Raw genomic sequence first — 24,233 nt, 5'->3', positions numbered from 1 at the left:
TGAAAATAGTAGGGCGAGGTTGTCCTCGCCCTGTTTTTATATCGCTAGTGTAGATCTTCACGGATGGATGCATGTATCTTTCTCGCCTCACATTATCGGATTTTCGCAATTATAAACAGCTGGAATTGCCATTAGGCCCGGGTGTCTTCCTCTTCCATGGAGACAATGCGCAGGGAAAGACCAACCTGCTTGAAGCAGTGAGCATGCTGGCGACGGCTACCTCTTTTCATGCCTCCAGTGATCGTGAAGTTGTCAGCTGGTCGGCGCCAGACCACGTGGCTCGGCTGGATGGCACGGTGCAGCGGCGTGAGGATAGTATCCAGCTGGAGATATTGATTCTAGATCCCACTCCCCCTACGTTCGCGCCCTCCTCGGGCGTTACGGTGAGTCCGCGCAGCATTGAATTGCCCGCCCATGCGCCCCGCAAGCGCTATAAAGTGAACGGGGTGCCGAAACGGACCATTGACCTGATCGGGCAGATGAAGGTGGTGATGTTCGCGCCTTCGGATCTGCACCTGGTAGATGGAGGACCCGAAGAGCGGCGGCGCTTTCTGGATCGGGCGCTGTGTCAGGTGCAGCCGCGCTATAGCGTGGCGCTGGTCAAATATCGTAAGATCGTGGCCCAGCGCTCGGCCCTGCTGAAGCGTATCCGCGAGAATCAAGAAGATCCGAAGATGCTTAACTATCTAGATGAGCAGCAGATCCAGCTCGCCAACCAGATTATCTATGAGCGCCGACGCATGGTGGACGCGCTCAATGAGCAGGCCAATCAGTTCCAGCAGACGATCAGCGGCGGACGTGAGCAACTGCAGATCGTCTATCGACCCTCTTTTAAGGTGGAGTCCAACTGGAGCCTGAGCGAGGCTCCTCAACAGTATCAGGAACAGTTGCGCGAGATTCGCAAGAAAGAGATTATGCAGGGCGTCTGCCTGCGCGGCCCTCATCGCGATGACCTGGAGTTTCTGGTGAATGGCGTGAATATGCTATCTTACGGTTCAAGGGGACAGCAGCGGACCGCCGCGCTGGCCGCCAAGCTGGCGGAGCTGGCGTTCATGCATACCAGTACCGGCGATCAGCCTATCCTGTTGCTGGACGATGTGTTTAGCGAACTAGATGCCTCGCGCCGCGAATATCTGCTGGGCCAGGTGGCTCGCTATGAGCAGGTGATGCTGACCTCTACCGACCTGGAGAGCTTCCCCGCCGATATGCTGCAGCGTTCGCATCGCTACCAGGTTGTTGGCGGCGCATTGCGCGGCGAAGATTGAGCGGACTGCCGCAGCTATACGGCAGCTGGAGCAAGCTTTCTTGCTTACTGCTGCTCGCTGCTCGCGCTCTTTTGCTGGAGCTCGCTCCAGTTCCGCTGCATCCTGGCTACTTCCGCCTCGCCGGGCGATACGTGACTGTAGCGCGCGGCTGTATATATCTCCGTTACTGCCTGCATCTCTGGTTCAAACGCTGGTAAGGGCTGCACCAGCCGTTGTTTCAATTCTCCCGGCGTCTCCGCCTGCTGCCGCCGATAACCCTGGCTGGCCGCCCACTGGAGGAAGGCGCGATAGATCACGCGCACATCCCGTAGCATGGGTGCCTCATCGTCTTCTATCCCGCGCTCTACGATCGGCGCCGGTTGCTCATCTTTACGCCGCCTCAGACGTTGCCATAGATGGCTGAGCAGCCCCGTAATCTGCTGCCAGAACAACCCCCAGGACCACAGGCTTTCGTGCAGGTCGAGCGAGCGCCTACCAGCCCGGCGCCTGCGCAGCAGGACCACAACAAGGATAATCACGGTGACGAGAAGGGTAATCATCAGAGCGATGAAGACGAAGCCCGCGATTGTCTGGACGGCTGGCGGGGGCGCCGCTCCCGCGTTTGAGTGCGTTGTTGGTGGAGGGGTATTCTTGTTTAATTTTGGGAGAGTAAATTTAAACTTATCCAGGGGAATCCAGGAGATCATAAATGCCATCACCCAGGCAATGGCATAGGTCGCGCCATCGTAGATCCTACCCAGCGGCGATAGAAATTGCTGGATCGCAGCCAGCAAGGTGGGATTGATAATGATGCCCAGGACCAGCCCGACCACCGCCAGCATCAGGCAGACGATACCTACCGTGGAGAGGATCAGCCTGTCCTGCGTTACCTTGCTTCCATGCAGGCCTGCTATGTGATCCTGCCGGGTAAAAATCGCATAGGATAGCGCCCTGGCCAGCAGCGCCAGCGAGAAGAAAAGCAACACCAGCAGCAGGAGATCAACCTGGTCACCATTGCCGATCGCCGGCAGCAGGCAGATGACCACAAAGATGACGCTGCCTATGATGATCCCACGCAGTGTCTCGCTGGGCTCCAATGCGTAGCGCGCGATCCGGATGCCGTGATAGCACAGCGCATAGGAGGCGATGATGAGGCCGATGACCGCGAAGGCGGTTGAATTGAAGAGCAAGAGATCAGAGAGCAAGGCCATCAGCCAGGCCGGATTCCATAGCGCGCTTGTCCCCGCGTAGAACGTGCCCCACACAACACATAGGATACCAATGCTCTGAATAACCAGGACCAGGTTGCCGCTATGGCCGCTGGCCGTCTTTTTATCATTGTTCTTTAATAGTTGATCCGGTAAGATTAGCGTGCACCAGGATGAGACCATCATCAATAAAAATGGCGCCCACAGTGGCGCGAATGGTTGATCCAGGCCCAGAAAATGGACGCGTGCCAGCCCGATGAGCACTGCTCCCATCCAGCAGGCCTCTAAGGTCGCGTAAGACAGTGGAAGCAGTTGTTCTCCCCAACTCATCACATCAGCCAGGCTACGGGGAGGTGGACTCCATGGTTCTCTACGCTCCTGATCATCTCGCGGCGTCTGCGGCGTACTCTCCATCTTCAAGAGCCTTTCTGCTTCTATCTAACCCTGTTCAACAGAGTCCGGCTACCGATCATCCTGCTTGCTAGATTGTAGCCGTCCCATAAACCATTGTCAATGTGTTCCATGCCGTTTCCAACTGTGAAGCACCGGGCTGCCTGTCATGCCAGATACTGGTTTTCTCTCCGTCATGGATGTCATCTTGCTATTTCCTATGCAGGATTTTCCCTTATTTTACTCGACTTATCCACATTCTTGCATAGTTATCCACACTTATCCACCGCAAATGTGGATAAGTCAATAGATTTCGCAAGAAGTACTATCGATCGTGGATAGGTGGACGCGAAGGGTAGTCCTGTAATTGGCGATGGGCGATCGTGGCTGGCCCCGGATCGCCGTTTTTCGTATCCCGCACATAGCGCAGGAAGCGGCGCTGCTCGTTGCCGGGCGGTAACTTGATCGTCACCTGCTCGAAAAGGAGCGGGTCTGTATCCTGTAGCTTGACAGCCGCGGGTGGCGCAAAGAGGGTCCCTTGCTGTATACCACAGTAGGCGCAGAAGTAAGCATCAACGGGGATAATCCGCTGGCATGAGGTGCAGGTAACCGTCTGGGACCAGTTTTGAGCGTCTATAGTGGTCTTAAACATATCATAGAGGATATGGGCGAGGCGATATTTGATGCGTTGCCTTAGTGTCGAAAACATAACCCAACCTTTCTCACTTCATCAACATCCATACGACACATACACGTATCTGTAGTTTAAATTGAAGAATGCGAGTATGTCAATAATAAAGCGTTAATAACGCATAAAGAATATCTTGGGGAGCAAAGCGCCTCCTCACGGGCGGCCGCATACGCGGCCGCCCTGGTTTTATTATGGTGGTGCATGGGGGCGCGGATGCGCCCTCATGCACCACCATAATAAGGTAATCGGAAATGAGGAGCGTAGGTTCGGCCCTTGCGGCCGATTGCCGCAAAGCGGCCCCGTTTCCTACGTTCCACCAACGATATTACCTTCCTTCTCAAAGGTATGCCGGCGTGTTATGTTGAACGTATTGAGCGTGAGGGAGGGTTTTTAAGGAAGCGCACGGCATCTTGATAGAGGCGATCCGGTGGAATGCTGTCGATGATGTCTGTTTTGCCCCAGATGATGGCGGACTGGATCTGCTGGTCGCTGTAGGGATTGGGGTCAAGGGTGACGCCATGGTGCCAGAGGGTGGAGGACCAGATGAAGCGGGCGTAAATGGTGCCCGGCAGAAAGGGGACGATGGTGGGGATATGCAGGGCGCCAGCGATGTGGCCGGGTCCCGTGTCATCTGAGAGGGCCAGCGTGGCCCCGTTGCACAAAACGGCTACGTCGCGCAGGGTTTCGGTTGTATAGAAATAGACGTGGGCATTGTCCTCCACCCCATTGAAATGCTGGAGCCAGTCGATCATGTCGGCTTTTTTGAAGCCTTCTGGCAGATTCTCATCGGGTCCGCAGGCCAGTACAAAGCTGATCTTCTGTCCGGGCATATTGCGCGTGGCATACTCGCAGAGCATCTGCATGACCTCATCCCATAGCTCGTAGCACTTGGCCAGCACCACCGATTGGAAAAAGCAGACGATAAGGATGGAGTCGGACGCGAATCCGATGTTCTGCTGGATCTGCCGATAGCGCTGCTCGTCCGTCGCCGTGAGTCGGATGCGGGGCTGGGTAGCCGATCCCTCTAGCGTTGAGTTGGGGAGCCCGAAGAGTTCGCAGAGAAAATCAGCATAGCGCCGCTCTGGCCCACGTTGGGCGTAATGGCGAATACCCATGCGAAAAAGATCGTTCAGCACATAGAACACGCCATTCGTGGTGGTGTGTTGGGTGCCGGTAGGCATGCCATCGTGGGAGCCATGAAAATCCAATACCAGCGTCTCTTGATCGGGCGTGTTGTTGGCGTGGGTCGAGAACAGGTCGTCGATAGCTAATGGCGCTGGCGTCAACTGTATATCGATCTCCGGCCAGTAGGCTTCTTGATAGCTATTGAGATTAAAGAGGGAGCCAGAGCTTTGATCTATCAGGAGCTGGATGGGAATGTGGTCTTTGCGCAGGGAGCGCAGGATCTGCAGCGTGCCTTCGAGCAGGGCCGTCCCCACCACGCATTCCCCCAGCCGACCCGCTTTGCCACCCAGCAAGATTATTATCCGGTTGGCCCGCCGCAGCGCCTGCTGATTCTCTTGTAGGCGTTGTTGCTCCTGACTGGACAGCTCATATTCGGGATCGCGGGCCAACTCGCCCATAAACGCCAGGTTGTAGCTTTCCATCTGTATCGGCCTCTCCTGCGCATAGATTTGTGATTGATCGACCTTAAATCGCGGTTCAGTGTACAAAATGAGATCAGACGGTGTCAAGCATTGATCTGATAATTGATGCCCGCCTGCTGGCGCAAGATCGCGATGAAGTCACGGCTGGCCGCCGGAATCGTCTGGCTGCGGCTGAGGCGCACCAGGGCGCTTTCGCGGTAACTGGGCGGAAGATCGCGCACAGTGATCTCGACCACCTGTCCATTGTCCAACTCCTCAGCGATGGCCGAGCGCGTGATAAAGGCCGCACCGATCCCTTGCCGCAGTAATTCTCGCGCCGTATGCACCGGAAGCTCCATCGTACGCTCGGAATGGGGATGGATGTGGGTGAGAACCTCGCTGAGGGCGAAGCCTTTCTGGACCAGTAGCAGTGGGGAGGCGTGTATATGCACATCTTCTGCTCGTACGTGGGATTGTTTCGCCAGTGGATGGTGAGGTGGGGCGACAAAGATCAACGGTTCTTTAAAGCGCAGCAGAGTCGTGAGATCCGGATTGAGGAATGGCCAGCCGATCAGACCGAGGCGCGTAATGCCATCGTAGAGCATCTCCTCAACCTGCCGGCTATGGCCCGTGCGCACAAAGATTTCAACCTCGGGATGGCTATGGTGGAACTCGGCGATCGTGGCAGCCAAAAAGCCGCCACTAAATGATTCTAATGTAGCGATGGTGACGCGTCCCCGCATCCCCTCCTGGGTCAACTGTGCCACCTCTTTACCCTCGGCCAGAATCTCCAGTGCCCGGCGCGCATAGGGCAGGAAGCTCTCCCCACGTTCAGTCAGTGCCACCTTACGCCCGCCGCGCGCGAAGAGCGTGCCGCCTACCTCCTCCTCCAAAGCTTGCATGCGTGTGCTCATGGTCGGTTGTGATAGATTCAGGGCGCGTGCCGCCTGGCTAAAGCTGCCCTCTCGTACAATACGCTCAAACGTCAACAACTGTTCCGTATCCATATCCTACCTCCTCTCTATTAACTATTAAAAAATTTAATAACAAGTATAAGCAATATTGGATTGGATTATAGCACGCCCTTCTCTATACTTTTCTTATGAGCTTTTTTGAGAGGGAGGGAAACGGAGCATATGGGATTTTTGATGGCGCTGCGTCGTCCATCGATTGCGTGGCTGTGGGTGAGCCAGGTGCTTTCTTCAATGGGGGACTATCTCTATAATCTGGCGGTGATCTGGATCGCTGTGCGCACGGCCGGGAGTGGAGCAGGTATCGTGGCGGCGGCCGAGGCGGGCTCGCAACTGGTGTTTGGGCTGCTGGGGGGCGTCTATGCCGATCGTTGGGACCGCCGTGCAGTGATGGTGGTAGTGGATATCATACGGGCCGGGACAGTGGGCCTGATAGCGATCGTGGCGCTTTCTGGCGCCATTCAATTGTGGGAGCTGGTGGCCGCTGCCATCGTTATTGGCAGCCTGGGATCCTTGTTTGATCCCGCCTTACAGGCAAGCTTGCCGACCCTTGCTGGCGATGTGCCAACTTTACAGGCCACCAATGGCTTGATGGATGTGACGGCGCGCCTGGCCAGAGCGCTTGGACCCAGCATGGCGGGACTGCTGGTCCTCTTTATGCCCCTGGCGCAATTCTTTACCCTGAACGCGGTCAGCTACGTCATTTCTGCACTGGCTATCTTATCATTAGGACGGCATGTGATCTGGAAAGACGCCGAGCGCATGCCGGCGACCGCTGGCATAAAAGGGATCTGGAGCGATATCCGGGGCGCTATTACACTGGTTGGTCGACATAAACCGCTCAGTTGGGCCATCTCGTTAAACGGCGTGATGAATCTGGCCTGGAGCGCAAGCTTTGTGATCGGCGTTCCGCTGCTGGTTAACCAGGTTTTAAAGAGCAACGTAGGGGCGCTCGGCCTGATCATCGGTGCTTATGGCGTTGGCAATGTTATCAGCAACCTGGTGATGGGAAGTGTCCATATCCGGCGGCCGATTCCCATCATTTTTGTGGGTAAGATTATCGTTGGCCTGGGCTTTCTGGTATTGGCATGGGCTCATTCTCTGCCGCTGGCCGTCCTGGCCTCGGCCGGCGCCGCTTTTGGGGGTCCGATGGGCGACATCACCATGTTGACGATCATGCAGACCGAGCTCCCCGTGGCTCAACTGGGGAAAGTCTATAGCCTGCGCATGGTGTTGGCCAATGTCGGTGCCTCCCTGGGGCTGCTCGCTGCGGTACCCATGTTTGCCCACGTCTCCGTGATGGTCGGCATCAGCATCTGCGCCGTGCTGATGATCGTTCTCGGTGTAGCTGGCCTCTTACGTTTCGGTCTGTTTTACCAGCATCCTCTGGCTTCGGACCTTACTCCTGAAGCATGAAGAACCAATGCAAGCAAAAGAAGCGGAGGGGAGCTCAAACAGCTCCCCTCCGCTTCTTTTGCGCCTTTTATTGTATTAGACGCCGCGGGCCTGCGCGTAGCGCTTGGCAACGACATCCCAGTTGACGACGTTCCACCAGGCGCTCAGGTACTCAGGACGGCGGTTCTGGTATTTCAGGTAGTAGGCATGCTCCCACACATCATTACCGAGGATAGGATAGTTGCCATCCAGCACAGGGCTATCCTGATTGGCCGTTGAGGTGATTGCCAGGTTGCCGCTTTTGTCCAGGACGAGCCAGGCCCAGCCGGAACCGAAGCGTTTGGCGCCCGCATCGTTGAACGCTGTTTTGAAGGCGTCGAAAGAGCCGAATTTGGCGTTGATGGCGGTAGCCAGGTCGCCCGTGGGCTCTTTGCTGCCACCAGGGGTCATGATCTCCCAGAACATGGTGTGGTTAATATGGCCGCCACCGTTGTTACGGACAGCAGTCTGTTTGGCCTCGGGAACCTCGTTGAGGCGGCGAAGCACTTCCTCAACGGGCAGGTTCGCGAACTCATGACCCTCAAGAGCCGCATTCAAATTGTTCACATACGTAGCATGGTGCTTATCATGATGCAGCTGCATGGTCTGGGCATCGATATACGGCTCTAACGCAGCGTAGTCATACGGCAGTTTAGGAAGTTCAAAAGCCATAAAACTTCTCTCCTTACTCAAATAAATAGGAGGGAATTTCCCTCCTATTTTGACATCGTGGGTCTCAGGCTGCTCTTCTTGCAATAGTGTTTCAAGCAGCCTGGAGAGGATATAGTCTACATGTTTAGTTGTATGCGATAGAGTATGCTATTGTCAAGCCGAGATGCGCGCTTTTATGCTCACTTTGCGCGTCTCCAATGCTGTATCGGGTCTATATGAGCGACCCGTCTATATAATTATACGCACCAGCCTAAATAAACAGTGACATGCAAGCTTGCCATAAGCAACAGAAAAGATAGAAATGCCCTGACGTTTATATATAGTGGGGAGAATGAAACTATCTTTCTCAGGTAAAACATGGTATAGTCTAATAGCAATTTCGTCCAATGCCGAAATTGCTCTAATTTGTTGGACAAATGTATGTGCGATTGTATGGAGCAATGTTATGGCTCATGATTCCGTGCAGAATGATCGGCATCGGACGAGCGCCTTACCTCCTTCGAGCGTAAAAACTATCCTGTTGGTGGAGGATGACATCAATATTGGCGAAGTGTTACAGCAAGCTATAACGCAAGAAACTTCTTTTGTCGTTATACTTGTTCCGGATGGATTTCAGGCGCTTCAGATGGTTAAAGAGATCCGACCAAATTTATTTATCCTGGATTATCAATTGCCTCGCATGAACGGCATTGAGTTGTATGACAGATTGCATGTTATAGAGGAGCTGGCTCATGTCCCGGCTCTGATGTTGAGCGCCCATCTGCCACGACATGAGCTGAATAAGCGCCATCTACAGGGCATGAGCAAGCCTATCGATTTAGACGATTTTCTGCAGACGATCGAAGATCTCGCGGTCTAAATCTTATTCTATCCATCTCGATGCGGATTTTGTTGTGACGAGAGGTGATGGGGACTACATCTCTTTCTTCAATGCATAGTCATTATCCAGTGCTTCCATCATTTTATGGAATGCTGCCACCAGTTCACGATTACGCAATTGATAGTAGACCACATTGCCCTCACGACGCCATGAGATTAATCCGATGCTTGTCAGCTGACGCAGGTGCTCGGATGTAGTTGCCGCCGACAGTCCGATGGCCCTGGCGATCTCCCCAGAACGCATCTCCGGCATGTGAGTGTTTTTTTCCTCCTGGTCTGTAACAGATAGCAGTTCCAGAATATAGCGTCGGCTGGGATCGCAGACGACGCCCAGGAAGGCATCGACATATTTATCTACCTCGGCTGGGCGGCGAGGTGGCCTGCTTTTTTCTTTCTGGTCGGTGCAAGGTGTTTCTGTCATAATCTCTCCTTTCCGCAACGCTGGCGATGTTAATGTATTAGGTATTGTAGAACACGAACTCATCTGTTGGAAATACCCTGTTAGCGATGTCCGTTTTTTCTCTCTGATCTGGTACTCATACTTTCTTAATAATTTGCCGCAGAGGTACCATTGATAGAGGCAAGAAACGCACAAAGATCAGAGTCTGTGTTATAATGCCGCCAAACCATTTGTTCTAATCGTTGTTTTTTTGGGGATCATGGCGGATCTTTCTGTCCTTTCCTGTCAGCTTGCCTCACCATATGTTGTTGTCTGGTATGTATGCAACGGTGTGCAGGGATATTATGTGCATTGGATGCAGAGCGCTTTTTATAACGTCCCCGAGAGGTTGAATAATGAAAATCGGGAAAATAGTCAAATCAGATTCTCATATTAACTATGTCTGTCAAGTTTTTGGTCCTCGCGAGGCTGATATTCAACCTGGCCCGGCGGACTATGCCTTCGGCCGTTTTGTGCGCGTCGCTGTACGCTCTGAGCGGTCCGATGATCCGGATGCGTTGCTCGATGAAGTGCTGGGCAATAGCCGGGAGCCGATTACGTACGCGGTCGGCGTCATCTACGATACGATCTTGCAAAATCCTGCCTTCGGTGCCCTGGGGCCGCGCCTCTCGAACGAGACACAGGTAGAGCTATTTTCGCCTGATTATATTTCTGAGAAGGCGGTGCTTACCTATATCATGATCCTGGGCATGATGGAAGAGCGCCTCGTGTTTGGTGAGGAACCAGAGGTGCTCTCGGTCATGCATGGTGTTCCTCTACTCTCCCTCGAATTGGATAGCGAGATCGAGACCATGACCGACGCGGAGGTGCGCTCGTTCCACTACTTTGCTGATCCGGCTGGCGGGCCCGATAGCCAATCGCCCTATCTGCACATGGGCTATGTGCCCCATATCATTGCTCAGCGTAGTAGCCTGCTTCCAATGGTGACGTTGCGCATCATTGATCAGTTGGAGCGCCTATTTCCGCAGAATCTCGCGCTCCTCTCCATTGTTAAACGGAATTTCGCCTGGCGCTTAAAAGTAGAAACGACCGGGTAGCGGAGGTACCCAACGAACTATGCTTGAACCATCACAAACGGATTCTCCTACCCGGCCAGCGTATCGTCGACCAGTTGGTATTACCAAAGGGCCGGGCGAAGAGACGCATGAATATACCTTTGTCTCACGCGACGATGACCAGGTCCTGAAAAATGGTGAGTATGTCTATTATGAGTTGCCAGATCCAGATGTCGTTGCTTTAAATGGTGGCATCGGCGAGGTGCCGGTGCGCCGTGTGCTCGGACGCGTGATTAAGCGCGTACCGTTGCAGCTGTATCCAGATACTTTTCTAGGTGAGCCAGAGATCTCTCCCGCCGAGGTGGCGGCAATGGTGGGCTATAACTCTCGTACCAACGAACTGTTTGAGCTGCATGTCGCTATCATGGGCTATTATGATCCGGTCACTGGCTCATTTATCAATCCCTGGATCCCTCCACAATCGGGCAAGCGGATCTACCTGGCCGATGATGCCATGCTGGCCGAGATTCTGAGCCGTAAGAAGGATATGGATCCCGGCTCGGCGACCGTCGGTTCGTTGTTGACGCGCGCCCCTAACGCGGTGCCGATCGTGCTGTCGGTGAAGGATCTGGTGAGCACGCACCTGGCGATAATCGCCAGTACAGGTGCCGGTAAGAGCTACCTGGCCAGCGTGGTCATTGAGGAGCTCATGAAGCCTCAGAATAAGGCGTGTGTGCTGATTGTTGATCCTCATGGCGAGTATGGCACGTTGGACCAGATCGCCAATGACGCGCAATTTTCGGCCGATGGCGATGGTGCTGGTCGTGGCTATCGCGCCCAGGTGCAGGTCTATAAGCCCGATCAGGTTAAGGTGCGTATCTCGACCTTGAATATCGGCGATATGCGCCAGTTGCTGCCAGAGATGACCGAGAAGCAGCAGTATTTGCTCAGCCGGGCCCTGCGCAAGGTGCATGAAACCAAACGCAGCCATCCCTGGGGCGTGGCGGACCTCAAGCAGGCCATCAAGGCGGTCTCACGTCAGAAAAATGATGAGGATAGCGAAGGGGCCGACGATTCCAGCACCGTGCACGCGCTCACCTGGCGTGTCGAGCAGCGCTTTGAGCACAGCTTTACCTTTGACGATACCCAGCACCTGGACCTGCCGGAAATCTTTCGGCCTGGTCAGTGTACTGTATTGCAGCTCAATGAGATCGATGAGCGCGATCAGCAGGTGATTGTGGCCACGCTGTTGCGCCGCCTCAATCAGGCGCGTATGGATACGGAGCGTGGCAAGGTCCACTCCGGCGAATCGTATCTGCCGTATCCCGTGTTTGTACTGCTGGAGGAGGCGCACCACTTCGCGCCAGGTGGAACCGAGGTCGTCTCGACTGGCATCCTCAAGCAGGTGCTGGCCGAGGGCCGTAAGTTTGGTATCGGTGTTGGGCTGATCAGTCAGCGTCCAGGTAAGCTGGATGCCGACGTGCTCAGCCAATGTCAGACGCAGTGTATCATGCGTATCGTCAATGAGATCGACCAGAAGAGCGTGGCCGCCGCCATTGAGGGCGTTGGACGCGATCTGCTGGGTAATCTACCCGCGCTCTCAAAGGGACAGGTGATCGTTGCGGGCGCCGCGGTAAATACGCCCGTTATTTGCCGTGTACGTACGCGCTATACCCAGCACGGTGGTGAGAGTAAGGATGCGCCAGATCTGTGGCAGCAATACTTTAACAATGATACACCAGAGAGCCGCCGCCGCTCGGATGCACCCCTGAACGGCAACCGAGGTTTCAATCTGTTGAGATAGACGCATGATAAAAAAATATCCCTATCGCGTAATAGTTGCCTTGATCGCCCCACTAGCCTGGGGCGGTCTATTATGGTTTACCTATATGGTGCAGCCGTCCTCAATATTCACCATGCTGCTGTTCTTTGTGCTCTTATCGCTCGCGCTCATGTGCAGTTTTTTTCCACTGACCTCGGTTATAGGGGAGCGCCTGCTCTTCACGCGCCGCTACCGGGCTACCACGCGCCAGGCCTTGCGGCAGGCGGCCCTGCTTACCATTATTGTCGTTGCTAACCTTGTCCTGCTTGCCCTTCATAGCTGGAATATTCTGACAGCTTTTATCATCATCATCGCCGCCGTACTCGTCGAAGTTCTCTCCCTCGCCCGCAAAATATAGGAAAGTACCTATGCACACAAAAAGATGGGGCTGCGCACTGCGCAACCCCATCTTTTTGTGTGCATGATTTTATTCTGTGATGTCGCGGGTCGCTGTGAGGGCAATGGAGACCACAAGGAAAACCAGCCCATAGACCAGGACTACCCACAGGGTATGAGGACCATCCACTTTGACCAGCGGAGGGATGCCAACGCCCTCGACACCTAGCTTAGCGGGCATGATCTGGCTAACCATGACATTCAGGTTGGGTCCCAGAAAGTAGGCGGTTACATTCTGCCAGAAGTCATTATGGGTGACCCTGTAGGCAAGGGAGAGGAATTGTGATCCGATATTATCGACAGGAAACCAGGCCAGGCCTGCGCTAAGGCCAATGGTGAGAGAGCGACCAAGCACGCTAAGCATGGTTCCCAACAGAATAGTTATAACCGTACTGATCAGGACTGTTAGCAGGTAGAGTCCGGTATCTGACCAGAACTGCGAGGTCAGCGTTTTTAACGCATCGAGGTTACCCGTTGCCGATAACAATACGACACAGATGAGCCCGGCCGTCAGCAGCATGCAGCCGATGATGACAAGCAGGGCCACCACTAAGATGCTGGTCAATTTGGCCAGTAGCAGGGTCACCTTGCCCACCCCGCGTGCGATCAGCACTCGAATTGTCCCCATCTGATATTCCAGGCCAATCACATAGGCGACCAGCACCAGAAAGTAGAGGCCGGTAAAAATGCGGATAAAGGCCAGTCCATTTTCCATCTCGACATACAAAAAGCTGAGCTGATTTGCATTAATGGCCTGCTTTAATTCGCTATTAGTGAGTCGTATCAATATTCCAGCGCACAGGAACATAATTACCACTACCAGTGGAATCCAGGTTGACCAGCGGCGCGACATCTTCAAGAGTTCGCCCCGGACAATGCCGAAAAAGCTGGGAGTTGAGGCTCGGAGCTGCGCCCGTTCTGCCTCGCTCGTCATAATTGCTGTACTCACTTTATATCTCCTGAGCCACTATTGGTTAATTCGAGGAAGATCTTCTCTAGATCTTTGGTTGCGGGGGTGAGTGTATCGGGTATCAATCCCGCCTGAACCAGGTAAAGGTTCAGGTTGCGTCCCTGGCCGCCAGGGGCGGCTGTTACCAGCGCTCCATCCTCATCAATATGAGCTCCTTTACCCCAGGACTCCTTCTGTATCAGCTGCAACGCAGCTGGTGCGTTTTCCAGACGTACACTGAACTCACCTTCGCCTCGGACCAGATTTTCGATGGTTGTCTCGCGCACCAGGGAGCCGAGTGAGATGATCGCGACGCGCGTACAGATTTGCTGTACCTCGGTGAGCAGGTGACTGGAGATCAGCACGCTCTTGCCCTCGGATGAGAGGCGATGCATCAGGTCGCGCATCTCTACGATACCGGCGGGATCAAGTCCATTGGCGGGTTCATCCAGAATAACCAGGTCGGGGTCCTGGAGCAAGGCGATGGCGATGCCCAGGCGCTGCTTCATACCCAGCGAATAGGTGCGGACACGATCCTTCTGGCGGCCCGCGAGTCCTACCAGCTCAAGAACTTCATCGATACGTTTATTGGAGACCCCACCCAGGACAGAGCCAACGGCGCGTAGATTGTCGCGCCCAGACATATAGAGGTAGAGGGCGGGCGTCTCGATCAGCGCGCCCACGCGGGGAAGAACCTGTGAACGATGGTGGGCCAGCTCCTTGCCCAGGATCTCAATGCTACCGGCCGTCGGCGTAATCAATCCCAATATCATACGAATGGTCGTGGTTTTACCGGCGCCATTGGGACCTAGAAAGCCAAAGATATCACCTTTATGAATTTCCAGGCTGAGATTATTGACGGCCATGCGCTGCTTGTATTGTTTGCTCAGGTTATTGGTGCGCAACACCACTTCATTTGAACGAGACAGGCCGGCGTGAGAACGCTGTGTCTCGGGTACCACGGGAGGTCCATATGCCATATGCTTGATCGTCCCTTTCATGTAACTGCGATGTTTATTAATAGGAATGCATGTATTTATCAGGCCCACAGCGTGCATATAAAAAGAGAAGAAGGATACCAGAGCTCTGCACACTTACAAGATGGAGTATACGCCTTTATTGTCGCGAAGATGTTATATAATTGTCGCAAATTTGTCTCAATTATAGCGGAATGTGGGAAACAAGCTGTACATAAAGCCAAAAGGAAGCTCTCCAGTTGTCATTCACAACTGGAGAGCTTCCTTTTGGCTTTGCTGTAGGAAAAACCTACTCGGCAGCTACAACCGCTGCTTCCGCGCCAGCTAACAGCTCAGCGATCGAGGGGCGATCGGGAAACTCGCTCACGATGCTCACCTCGCGGCGCTCGCGGGTCGCGTGGCCGAACTTCACATAGCCGTCGGCGAGTGCATACAGGGTATGATCACGACCAACGCCGATGTTGACGCCCGGGCGAATTTTGGTGCCGCGCTGGCGCACAATAATGCTACCAGCGGTAACGAGCTGACCATCGAAGCGCTTGACGCCAAGCATTTTAGGTTTGCTATCTCGACCATTGCGAGAGCTACCCATACCTTTTTTATGTGCCATGAAATTAATCCTCCGTTAACACGCCTCAGGGCCTGATTACTTTTCCTTAGAAACGAGGCTCTTGCCCTCAGCGAAAACATCGTCAATGCGCAGAACGGTCAGTTCCTGGCGATGGCCGCGGCGATGGCGATAGCGCTTTTTGGATTTGTATTTGAAAACGATCAATTTTTCGCCGCGAGTGTGGCCTTCAACGGTTGCCAGCACTTCAGCTTTTTCTACAAATGGGGCGCCGACGAATGTATTATCGTCGCTGGAGATCAACAGGACCTCGCCGATGCGAAGCTGCGCGCCCTCTTCGACTGCAAGTCGGTTCACTTCAAGCTTATCGCCTACGGAAACCTTATATTGCCGTCCACCACTTTTAATGACTGCAAACATGCTTTTATTTCTCCTTAATAAGGTCCCTACGCTCAAATCCAGGAGGATACGTAGAAGGCATGGGTGGCTCGCCGTTCTGAACAGTTCCTGTTTCCTGGACAATTATCTCAGGTTTTGACTGAAAGATGCGCCCGCCAACATGTGGCCGGCGTCCTGGCTCAGTATATAGATACACACCACTGGCCATTCAGCGTAGGGGGCTGACACACACATTGTGTGTGAGGCTCTTGAGGGTGATTACGCACTTTTAGACATAGGAATACCACTGTCGTTTGTGCCCCCACATGATAGCAGTGATTATCCGAGCTGTCAAGCGATCCCACCAGACAATCAGAGCTTTTTAAATTTCCTCTTTGGCGCCTACGGCGCCGGGTTGGGAGTGAGGAGTGTGTGGTGGGCTGCGGCCGCCTACCACACACTCCTCACTTGAAAGAATGTACATTCTCAGTAGCTTCTTGAATGGTGGCGCCATAAATGCGCATTATGTTCCTAAATAGTATATTGAATAGTGATGCACAGGATGAGCTATGCGCACCCTGTGCATCACTATTCAATAATAGCGCGTCTGCGCAGCGGACGCGCGTGCGGAAACATCCATATGACCATATAGGACAAAATAGAGACGAGTTTTTTCGCAGCGCGAAAAAACTCGTCTCTATTTTGTCCGAAAACAAACTATTGATAAGTCTATGATTATAAGGAGGCAACAATACCTGCGAACGCAGACACGCGCAAATATAACTGTATTTGATCCTATGGATGAATAAATACCGACTGTCTTGGATGAATAAATACCGGCTGCCTGCTTCATTCATAAGGGTCACATTATCTGTCAATCGTGCTGGTAGCAGAGTTTATCAAAGAGAAGCATCAAACCTTTCTTTTGAAATACTGCACCCTTCGTATTGACAAATGATAATTTTTCAGTTATAAATTTTGCAGACAGGATTTCCGTAGATACATAGTATTTGATTAACCCTTTTCTATGTATTCTAGGAATGTTGATTTTTGCATATGCCAATGTTGGTGTATAGCAGTACAAAAGCCGTTTTTGTTAAAATTGATGATCGATCGCGCTACATATGGACAAGTTCTTGCGGCATCTGCAACCTGGTTATAGTTGTGACTCTAGTTTGTGGAGCTATAGTCCAATTCTAGCTATAAGCAACTCTTGTCTGAAATAGAGTGACATCTGAGTTGTATCTCAGATGTATTTTTATACTCAATTGCAGTTGTAGCTTCGATTGCATTTATTTATGTTAGTCTGGTATCGTTTATGATGCGTTAATGCATCAATGTTCTTGGTTCCAAAGAAGGAATAAAAGGAAGGTATCATCATGGGCAATCCTCAGCAAAGCCTCGTTCAAAGTTTCCTGACCGGCAAGATTGGTAGACGTGCGTTTATTAACCGGGCCGTCGGGCTTGGTGTCTCTCTCGCCAGCGTTGAGGCATTTGTCGCGGCCTGCGGCGGCGGCAGTGGTAGCGGTGGCTCCAGCGCCTCGATTACGTGGTCCAACTGGGCCAATACCGGTGAGCTGGTACGCTTTAAAGCATTCACCGAGGACTACAATAAGAAGCACAACACCAATGTGAACTATAATTATGTTCCCTCGGCCAACAACAACTATTTCACCAAAATCACGACCGAGCTCAATGGTGGTAATGCGCCGGACGTATTCTATGTCGGTGATGGCGACATCGCCAAGCTGGTCGCGAACCAGACCGTTATGCAGTTGAATGACCTGCTCTCCAGCTCAAAGAGTAAAGAGTCTGCCGATGACTACTTGCCTGGCCTGTGGGGCGCTGCCAAGACTAAGAGCGGAAAGATCTTTGGTGTCCCTGTCGACTGCAATCCTCTGCTGCTCTGGTTCAATAAGAAAGTGTTGACCGATGCCGGCGTCAAAGACATGCCCACCGATCTCTATGCGCAGAATAAGTGGACACGTGACGCCTTCCAGGAGATGATTCAGAAGATCCATGCCAACGGCAAGCAGGGCTTCATCCTTGATGCCTGGGATTTGCAGTATTGGGCCTGGTGTACCGCCAATGGTGGTAAAATCTATGACAACAATAATTATGGCAACTTTATCGTCCAGGACGATCCCAAGTCATTGGATGCCATGAAGTGGCTGGCCGAGCAGACAAAGCAGAAGAACATCGTCTATGCTGGTACCCTGCCAAAGGGCCAGGGTTCGGATCTGAACTTCATCGGGAACCAGGTCGGCTTTATCTCGGTTGGCCGCTGGGATCTGCCAGAGTTCAAATCTGCTGGTAGCCTGCAGTACGACTGTGTCCCATTCCCAACTACTACCGGCACCATTGCTCCCGAGCCGGTGGCCCTGGCCTATATGGTCATCAACAAGAAGACCAAATTGAAGGACCAGGCCTTTGATTTCCTCACCAACTTTGTCTCGGCTGAAGGCCAGACGTTCCGCCTGCATGGTGGTGGTAACGCCGTCCCTTCGATCAAATCCACCGATACAGAAAAAGTGGTCACGGAAGGCGGTGTTCCTGCCCACGCCAAGTTCTTGCTCGATGCGCGTAACATTGGCTATGGTCTCCCCCCGGCCGAGGGCAGTGCCCCTGGTTTGTCGGGTGACATCCAAACCGCCCTCGATCCAGTCTGGCTGCAAGGTAAAGATGTTGCCACCGCCCTCGCTGGTATTGCTACCATGGCCAATCCCCGTATCAAAGCCGCCCAGGAAAAATTACAGTAATCTGGTAATACTGCTCACAAGCGGTACACATACACTTTGTGGATGTGGGGAAATAGCCTTTTTGACAGGGCTATTTCCCTTGCTATCTTCACCACAGGCTGCTTTCCCTCGCAGTCTCTTGAAAACATAGGGGTTAAGGTACGAGACATGGAGTATCAAGTCAGTTCGCTTGGGGTGGCTAAACAAGGGTCATCAAGGAATAACTTGCGCCGACGTCAGATGAGTGAAGCCTTATGGGGTTACTTCTTCATTCTTCCTCAAATGATTGGACTTGTGGCGTTTGCTTTAATTCCTCTCATTATGGTGTTCATATATAGCGCCAATAGCTGGGATGGGCTGGGGCCCATGTCACTTGTTGGCTTTCAGAATTATCTTGATCAGTTCAGCAGCCCGGACCTGCATATCGCGCTGTGGAATACTCTGTATTACACCATCCTGACGGTGCCGGGTGGGTTGATTCTAGCGCTGCTCGTCGCGCTAGGACTCAACAACGTGCGTGGCAAAACGGTCTATCGTGTGATCTACTTCATGCCGGTGGTTACCAGTAGCGTCGCCGTGGCGGTGATCTGGGGCTGGTTGCTCAACAGTGATTTCGGCCTGATCAATGTTTTGCTCAAAGACTGGTTCCATATTCATGGGCCTGGCTGGATAACTGATTCTCGTTTCGTTATCCCTTCGATCGCGATGCTAAGCATCTGGAGCAGCCTGGGCTTTAATATGATCATCTTCCTGGCTGGTCTGCAAGGTATTCCGGCGACGTACGCTGAAGCTGCTCGGATTGACGGTGCTAATCGCCTCCAGCTCTTCTTTGGTGTGACGCTGCCAATGCTTACTCCCACGCTCTTCTTTACTACTGTCCTGTCGGTTATTAGCTCTTTCCAGGTTTTTGACCAGGCATTCGTGTTGACGGGTGGTGGTCCGGGTAAAGATAGCTATACGATTGTGTATCACATCTATCACCTGGGTTTTGAACAAAACCAGTTTGGCGGAGCCAGTGCGGCGGCCGTGATCCTGTTCGCGATCCTGTTAGTGCTGACGCTGATTCAGCTCTGGTTCCAGCGCCGTTGGGTCACTTACGACGTATAGAGCATGTACGGAAAAGAGGAGTACGCATATGTTGCAAGAAACTGTTAACAGCGACGTGGCTGGCAGCACTACTTCCGGTCACGCGAAGCGGCTACCAGTTCGTAAGAAAAGAGAAGGCAATAGCCGACTTTTTTCCATTATTCTCCATACCCTGCTGATTATCGGGGCCCTCATTATGGCGTCGCCATTCGTCTGGATGATACTGACCTCATTGAAGGACACGAGTCAGGCGTTTAGCGATCCCCCGGTCTGGATCCCCAATCCTTTTGTGTGGAGCAATTACCCCGATTCGTTAAATGCTTTGCCCTTTAACCTGGCCTACTTTAACAGTATCTATATCGCTGTGATTGTGGTGGCCTGTCAGCTGGTCACCTGTTCAATGGCCGGCTACGCGTTCGCGCGCATTAACTTCCCTGGCCGTAGTCTCATCTTTGTGCTCTTCCTGGCTACAATGATGATTCCTTTCCAGCTGACCATTATCCCGATCTTTATGACCATGAAATATCTCGGCTGGCTGGATACTCACCTGTCGTTGATTGTGCCGCCCGCGCTGTTTAGCGCCTTTGGCGTTTTCTTGATGCGCCAGTTTATTATGGGTATTCCACATGAGCTGGAAGAGGCCGCTATTGTGGATGGAGCGAATCGCTGGACGATCTATATACGGGTTATTTTGCCGTTGCTCCGTGCGCCGCTCTCCGCCCTGGGCATCTTCTCCTTCCTGGCCCAGTGGAATAACTTCTTTATGCCGTTGATTATGCTCAACAGCTCAGACAAATTTACGGTGCCGCTGATGCTTAATCAGTTCCGTGGCCAGTACGCTACCGAGTGGACCATGGTTATGGCCGGTTCGGTGATCGCGGTTGTGCCGGTGCTGATCGTCTACATTCTCGCTCAGCGCTACATCATTCAGGGTATTGCTATGACTGGCTTGAAGTCATAGATGGTGTCAGACACACTTTTCTGGGGGCGCCACGCGCCCCAAGGGCGGCCGCTTACGCGGCCGCCTTTATTTTTATGCTAATGCATGGGGTGGGCGGATGCCCACCCCATGCATTAGCATAAAAATGGATTGATGAGTGGGTAGATTGGGGGCGCAGCCGTGCCCCAATGCATTGGCATAAAAATGGATTGATGAGCAGGTAGATCGGGGGCGCAGCCGCGCCCCAATGCATTGGCATAAAAATGGATTGATGAGTGGGTAGATCGGGGGCGCAGCCGTGCCCCAATGCATTGGCATAAAAATGGATTGATGAGTGGGTAGATCGGGGGCGCAGCCGCGCCCCCGATCTACCCACTCATAACATGACTCTTGAGTGCCTGCTTACAGGGGGTGGTAAGATAGTAAAGAATCCTATGATGGTGTAGAGAAAAATGTATAGAGGGGTATTTTATGACAACACAATACGATAATCAGGGTCCCTTTTCGGCGGAGATTAGCCGAGATGAGGATCTGGCATCAACTATTCTGTCGCTGACATATGAGGACCCACAGGATCCTGCGCGCAGTATGAGCATCAGTATCGCCCCGGACCTGGGAAGCAATCTGCATCGCTTCCGCGTGGGCGAGCATGAAGTTATCTACTGCGAGCGTGATCTGCTGAAGCAGATGGCTTTTACCGGCGATTTCGTGCTCTGGCCCTTGCCCAACCGCATCCGCGATCGACGCTATTCATATCAGGGACACGATTATTCGCTGGTGGATGTGGATCGACCGCTGGGCAATTACGTGTTGATTCACGGCCTGGTCTATGATCGCCCGTGGCGCTATGAGCAGCCGGTTGTGGAGCAGGATGCCGCGAGTGTGACCACGTATGTAGATATTAATAAGGAGAGCGATCACTGGTATGAAGCCTATCCCTTTGATAGCCGCCTCTCTCTGACCTATACATTAAGCAGGGAAGGTGTACATATCACATACCAGGTCCAGAATAAGGGACAGCAGGTGCTACCCTTCGGTTTTGCGTTGCATCCTTACTTCTCGCTGCTCTCTGGCAGACAGGATACATATGTGAGCCTGCCAGCCGCCACCGTGATGGAAGCCGATGAAGAACTGCTACCAACGGGCCGGCTCCTGGATGTGAGCGGGACCATGTACTCCATGTTTGATCTGCGCCAGCCGGTTCCCGTTGGCAACCTGAAGCTCGACCACGTGTACATGGACATGCAGCCCGGCGCGCCAGCGATCATTGATTATCGCCAGCATGGCCTGCAGCTGCACATCTCCGCCACCGACGACTTTACCCACTCGGTCATCTACACAGCCACGGAAAAAGATCCCTTTTTCTGTCTGGAGCACCAAACCTGCTCGACCGATGCGATCAATCTGCATAATCAGGGAGAGGAGCGCCGGCGCATGGCTCACCTCCTGGAAGTACAGCCCGGCGCCTCCTTCCAGGGTACCCTGAAGTATCACATAAAATTCAACTAATTTTTTGAATAGATGGTGCAACGCCAGGGATGAGCGCATTCGCGCTCATCCCTGGCGTTGCACCATCTATTCAAAAACACCAATTCATTGGTTCTGTTTACCTTTCTACCCGCTCTATCCGCTAAATACGTCTATGATAAGATCAAAAGAGATTTAACAAAACCTGTACAAAGCCTGGACTCGAGGAGTATCATATGTTATTGATGTGGCGCAATGCCACGTCTGGGTCCGTTTGGATGCCTGTGGATGGGGTCCCGGCTTGAATAATGTATGTGTATCAGCGGAGAATAGTATGACCACTTATGATGGGTCGATGGAGTGGCCCCGTTTAGAACAATATTCGGATCAGCCAGTTTTTAACACAAAAGCGGTTGTGCAGCAAACGGGTGTGCCCGCGCCGACATTACGGGCCTGGGAGAGACGCTATTCGCTGTTGCGGCCCGAGCGCGCTAACAATGCTTATCGTCTCTATTCAGAACGCGATATCGCGTTGATTCACTGGTTGAAAGAGTGTGTTGATGGCGGCATGTCGATCAGCCATGCCGTGGCCCTTTTTCGCCATCTGGAGGAGCAGCAGCGCCATCCCGCGGAAGAGGATGTTGATACGTATTTTGACGTTGCTACCCCTTCTTTCCAGGTAGCATTGAATCCACCCGAGCCCAACACCGATCAGTTTGCTCATACTGGCCGCGAAGCGTCGGGCGACTATCTTTCTGCATTTCAGCCTGAAACTCTGAAGCCGGGTAGGGGATATCCGGAAGCCTATAGTATGCAGGTCGCGCGCGCGCAACTTATCGAGATCTTTCAGGATATGGATGAGCAGGCCGCCCAGGTCTTGATGGGCTCTATGCTATCATTCTACGCTGTTGAGCAGGTGTGTAGCGAGCTGATTATGCCTACGCTGTGGGATATCGGCCATCTGTGGGCGGAAGGCTATCTGACGGTGTCGGTTGAGCACTTCGCCAGTAATTTCTTTCGCGCCGTGCTGACAAATATGTTTCATGTGACGCGTGGTCCAAGCACCGGACCTCTTGTGATTACCTGTTGTGCTCCTGGTGAGCCCCATGAATTATCTGTCTTGATGTTGTCGCTCTTGCTGCGTCGCCGCGGTGTACGGGTAGTTTACCTGGGACAGAGCATTGAGACAACCGGATTGCTGCATACCGCCAAAAAAATTTCTCCTGCGGTTATCTGCCTCTCTCTGACGTTACCGGCCTATCTGCCCGCCTTGATGAGTCTGGGGCGGCAGCTACAGCTTATGTCTGATCGGAGACCGCTCTTAATTTATGGTGGACAGGCATTCGCGCAATTTCCGCATCCGGAAAACTTGATTCCTGAAGGGGTGTATATGCATGGGGATCTGACGGAGATTACAACGCACATACAATCGATTGTGCTTGAGGTTTCTGTAAAAAAATAAAAGCTTTAGTGTTGTCGTAGGGGAGAATTTCGTGGAATCACGGTATCACCAGTCTTTTCCCTGGTATGGTTTGGTTGCCTTTGTGGTCTGTATACTGGCCTGGATTGGTTCGTGGCGCCATCTTGAGCCGTTCAGTGTCTATCTGTTCTTTCTACTCTGGCTGGGGTATATCTTCTTTGTGGATGCCCTGGTCGTCATGCGTCACGGCACGTCCCTGCTGCAGCGGATGCGCTGGCGCTACATCTTTTTATTTATTACATCCAGTATTTTCTGGTGGATTTTTGAATGGTTCAATAGCGCGGTTCAAAACTGGCACTATATTGTAGATCATCCATATACCCCCTTGATGTTTACGCTGCTGGCCACTATCAATTTCAGCACTGTGCTGCCGGCCGTGCTGGAGACCACCGAGTTTCTGTCGACATTCAGACCGATGCATCTGAAGCTGTCCCTGGATGAGCACTATGGGCGCCTGCCGCTGCTGGCCTTTGTGCTATTGGAGCTGATTGGAATCGCCTGCTTTATCCTCCCCTGGTTCTATCCTCACTACTGCTTCGCTCTTATCTGGTTCAGCGTGACCTTTCTGCTTGATCCGCTCAATAACTACCTGGGGCGTAAATCGATCTTTGCCCATATCGCGGCCGGGCGCTGGCACTTTATGATCTTACCGTTGGGGGCCCTCTTTTGCGGCTTTTTCTGGGAGATGTGGAACTACTTCTCCTTGCCCAAATGGTATTATACGGTCCCCTTTGTTAGCTTCTGGAAGGTCTTTGAGATGCCTCTGCTCGGCTACCTGGGGTACCTGCCGTTCGCGATTGAGTTGTTCGCGCTCTATCAGTTTATTCTCTGGCTGACGCGCCAGAAAGAGGATTTCCTTTTGATCTAGTACTCTGCTAACATTCAATTAATGGGAGAGCGGG

The 24,233-nt window shown here is 52.9% G+C and carries 22 protein-coding genes; 12 read left to right on the top strand and 10 right to left on the bottom strand.

Annotation, left to right across the window (positions count from 1 at the left end):
* The first annotated feature begins 71 nt into the window (after positions 1–71).
* Positions 72–1,265 carry a DNA replication/repair protein RecF gene (gene recF / locus AABA21_RS22370; protein WP_338253798.1) on the top strand — a complete coding sequence of 398 codons (1,194 nt, stop codon included), beginning with the start codon at positions 72–74 and terminating at the stop codon, positions 1,263–1,265.
* Between the two features lie 44 nt (positions 1,266–1,309).
* Here the strand turns inward: recF and AABA21_RS22365 are convergent, their stop codons facing one another.
* From AABA21_RS22365 to AABA21_RS22350, 4 genes are all read right to left on the bottom strand, one after another.
* Entirely contained in the window at positions 1,310–2,866 is a 1,557-nt protein-coding gene (locus AABA21_RS22365) for a DUF4129 domain-containing protein (RefSeq protein ID WP_338258464.1), read from the bottom strand.
* Positions 2,867–3,167: 301 nt separating this feature from the next.
* Positions 3,168–3,551 (bottom strand): zinc ribbon domain-containing protein, encoded by a 384-nt coding sequence (locus tag AABA21_RS22360; RefSeq protein WP_338253797.1) that lies wholly within the window; start codon positions 3,549–3,551, stop codon positions 3,168–3,170.
* Between the two features lie 338 nt (positions 3,552–3,889).
* Positions 3,890–5,140, bottom strand: a complete 1,251-nt coding sequence (locus AABA21_RS22355; protein WP_338253796.1) for a glycosyltransferase family 9 protein — start codon at positions 5,138–5,140, stop codon at positions 3,890–3,892.
* A gap of 83 nt (positions 5,141–5,223) precedes the next feature.
* On the bottom strand, positions 5,224–6,126 hold the full coding sequence (locus AABA21_RS22350) for a LysR family transcriptional regulator (RefSeq protein ID WP_338253795.1): 903 nt from the start codon (positions 6,124–6,126) through the stop codon (positions 5,224–5,226).
* A 129-nt stretch (positions 6,127–6,255) separates the two neighbouring features.
* Here AABA21_RS22350 and AABA21_RS22345 point away from each other — a divergent pair, with 129 nt between their 5' ends.
* Positions 6,256–7,506 carry an MFS transporter gene (locus AABA21_RS22345; protein ID WP_338253793.1) on the top strand — a complete coding sequence of 417 codons (1,251 nt, stop codon included), beginning with the start codon at positions 6,256–6,258 and terminating at the stop codon, positions 7,504–7,506.
* A gap of 75 nt (positions 7,507–7,581) precedes the next feature.
* Here AABA21_RS22345 and AABA21_RS22340 read toward each other — a convergent pair whose 3' ends face one another.
* Positions 7,582–8,196 (bottom strand): superoxide dismutase, encoded by a 615-nt coding sequence (locus tag AABA21_RS22340; protein ID WP_338253791.1) that lies wholly within the window; start codon positions 8,194–8,196, stop codon positions 7,582–7,584.
* Between the two features lie 445 nt (positions 8,197–8,641).
* Between AABA21_RS22340 and AABA21_RS22335 the strand changes: the two genes are divergently transcribed.
* Complete coding sequence (locus tag AABA21_RS22335) at positions 8,642–9,055, top strand: response regulator (RefSeq protein ID WP_338253790.1); 414 nt, start codon at positions 8,642–8,644, stop codon at positions 9,053–9,055.
* 54 nt (positions 9,056–9,109) lie between these two features.
* On the opposite strand, the gene AABA21_RS22330 is transcribed toward AABA21_RS22335, so the two are convergent.
* Positions 9,110–9,496 (bottom strand): ArsR/SmtB family transcription factor, encoded by a 387-nt coding sequence (locus tag AABA21_RS22330; protein WP_338253789.1) that lies wholly within the window; start codon positions 9,494–9,496, stop codon positions 9,110–9,112.
* Positions 9,497–9,870: 374 nt separating this feature from the next.
* Here AABA21_RS22330 and AABA21_RS22325 point away from each other — a divergent pair, with 374 nt between their 5' ends.
* The 3 genes from AABA21_RS22325 to AABA21_RS22315 are packed head-to-tail and all read left to right on the top strand — an operon-like array spanning position 9,871 to position 12,710.
* Positions 9,871–10,572: a DUF8166 family protein gene (locus AABA21_RS22325; protein ID WP_338253788.1), complete on the top strand. Its 702-nt coding sequence runs from the start codon at positions 9,871–9,873 to the stop codon at positions 10,570–10,572.
* Positions 10,573–10,591: 19 nt separating this feature from the next.
* On the top strand, positions 10,592–12,334 hold the full coding sequence (locus tag AABA21_RS22320) for an ATP-binding protein (RefSeq protein WP_338253786.1): 1,743 nt from the start codon (positions 10,592–10,594) through the stop codon (positions 12,332–12,334).
* A 4-nt stretch (positions 12,335–12,338) separates the two neighbouring features.
* Entirely contained in the window at positions 12,339–12,710 is a 372-nt protein-coding gene (locus AABA21_RS22315; RefSeq protein ID WP_338253783.1) for a hypothetical protein, read from the top strand.
* 69 nt (positions 12,711–12,779) lie between these two features.
* Here the strand turns inward: AABA21_RS22315 and AABA21_RS22310 are convergent, their stop codons facing one another.
* The 4 genes from AABA21_RS22310 to rplU form a co-directional block, all read right to left on the bottom strand.
* Positions 12,780–13,697, bottom strand: coding sequence for an ABC transporter permease (locus tag AABA21_RS22310; RefSeq protein WP_338253781.1), 918 nt, complete (start codon positions 13,695–13,697; stop codon positions 12,780–12,782).
* Positions 13,694–14,677 (bottom strand): ABC transporter ATP-binding protein, encoded by a 984-nt coding sequence (locus AABA21_RS22305; RefSeq protein WP_338253780.1) that lies wholly within the window; start codon positions 14,675–14,677, stop codon positions 13,694–13,696. The genes AABA21_RS22310 and AABA21_RS22305 overlap by 4 nt, the downstream gene beginning before the upstream one ends.
* Before the next feature lie 286 nt (positions 14,678–14,963).
* Positions 14,964–15,284 (bottom strand): 50S ribosomal protein L27, encoded by a 321-nt coding sequence (gene rpmA, locus AABA21_RS22300; protein ID WP_338253779.1) that lies wholly within the window; start codon positions 15,282–15,284, stop codon positions 14,964–14,966.
* A 36-nt stretch (positions 15,285–15,320) separates the two neighbouring features.
* On the bottom strand, positions 15,321–15,698 hold the full coding sequence (rplU, locus tag AABA21_RS22295; protein ID WP_338253777.1) for a 50S ribosomal protein L21: 378 nt from the start codon (positions 15,696–15,698) through the stop codon (positions 15,321–15,323).
* 1,301 nt (positions 15,699–16,999) lie between these two features.
* Between rplU and AABA21_RS22290 the strand changes: the two genes are divergently transcribed.
* The 6 genes from AABA21_RS22290 to AABA21_RS22265 all read left to right on the top strand — a co-directional run bounded on the left by AABA21_RS22290 (position 17,000) and on the right by AABA21_RS22265 (position 24,199).
* Complete coding sequence (locus AABA21_RS22290; RefSeq protein ID WP_338253775.1) at positions 17,000–18,379, top strand: ABC transporter substrate-binding protein; 1,380 nt, start codon at positions 17,000–17,002, stop codon at positions 18,377–18,379.
* Positions 18,380–18,598: 219 nt separating this feature from the next.
* Positions 18,599–19,465 carry a carbohydrate ABC transporter permease gene (locus AABA21_RS22285; protein ID WP_420917207.1) on the top strand — a complete coding sequence of 289 codons (867 nt, stop codon included), beginning with the start codon at positions 18,599–18,601 and terminating at the stop codon, positions 19,463–19,465.
* A gap of 28 nt (positions 19,466–19,493) precedes the next feature.
* A complete protein-coding gene (locus AABA21_RS22280; RefSeq protein WP_338253770.1) occupies positions 19,494–20,405 on the top strand; it encodes a carbohydrate ABC transporter permease in 912 nt (303 codons plus the stop codon).
* A gap of 450 nt (positions 20,406–20,855) precedes the next feature.
* The gene (locus tag AABA21_RS22275; protein ID WP_338253769.1) at positions 20,856–21,893 is read left to right on the top strand and encodes an aldose 1-epimerase; all 1,038 of its coding nucleotides are present in this window, start codon (positions 20,856–20,858) and stop codon (positions 21,891–21,893) included.
* A 292-nt stretch (positions 21,894–22,185) separates the two neighbouring features.
* Positions 22,186–23,313 (top strand): MerR family transcriptional regulator, encoded by a 1,128-nt coding sequence (locus AABA21_RS22270; protein WP_338253768.1) that lies wholly within the window; start codon positions 22,186–22,188, stop codon positions 23,311–23,313.
* A gap of 31 nt (positions 23,314–23,344) precedes the next feature.
* The gene (locus AABA21_RS22265) at positions 23,345–24,199 is read left to right on the top strand and encodes a hypothetical protein (RefSeq protein ID WP_338253766.1); all 855 of its coding nucleotides are present in this window, start codon (positions 23,345–23,347) and stop codon (positions 24,197–24,199) included.
* Positions 24,200–24,233: the final 34 nt, after the last annotated feature.

This window comes from Dictyobacter halimunensis (assembly GCF_036245075.1).
The sequence above is the reverse complement of the archived record's forward strand: the minus strand, read 5'-3'. Positions and strand labels throughout refer to the sequence as shown.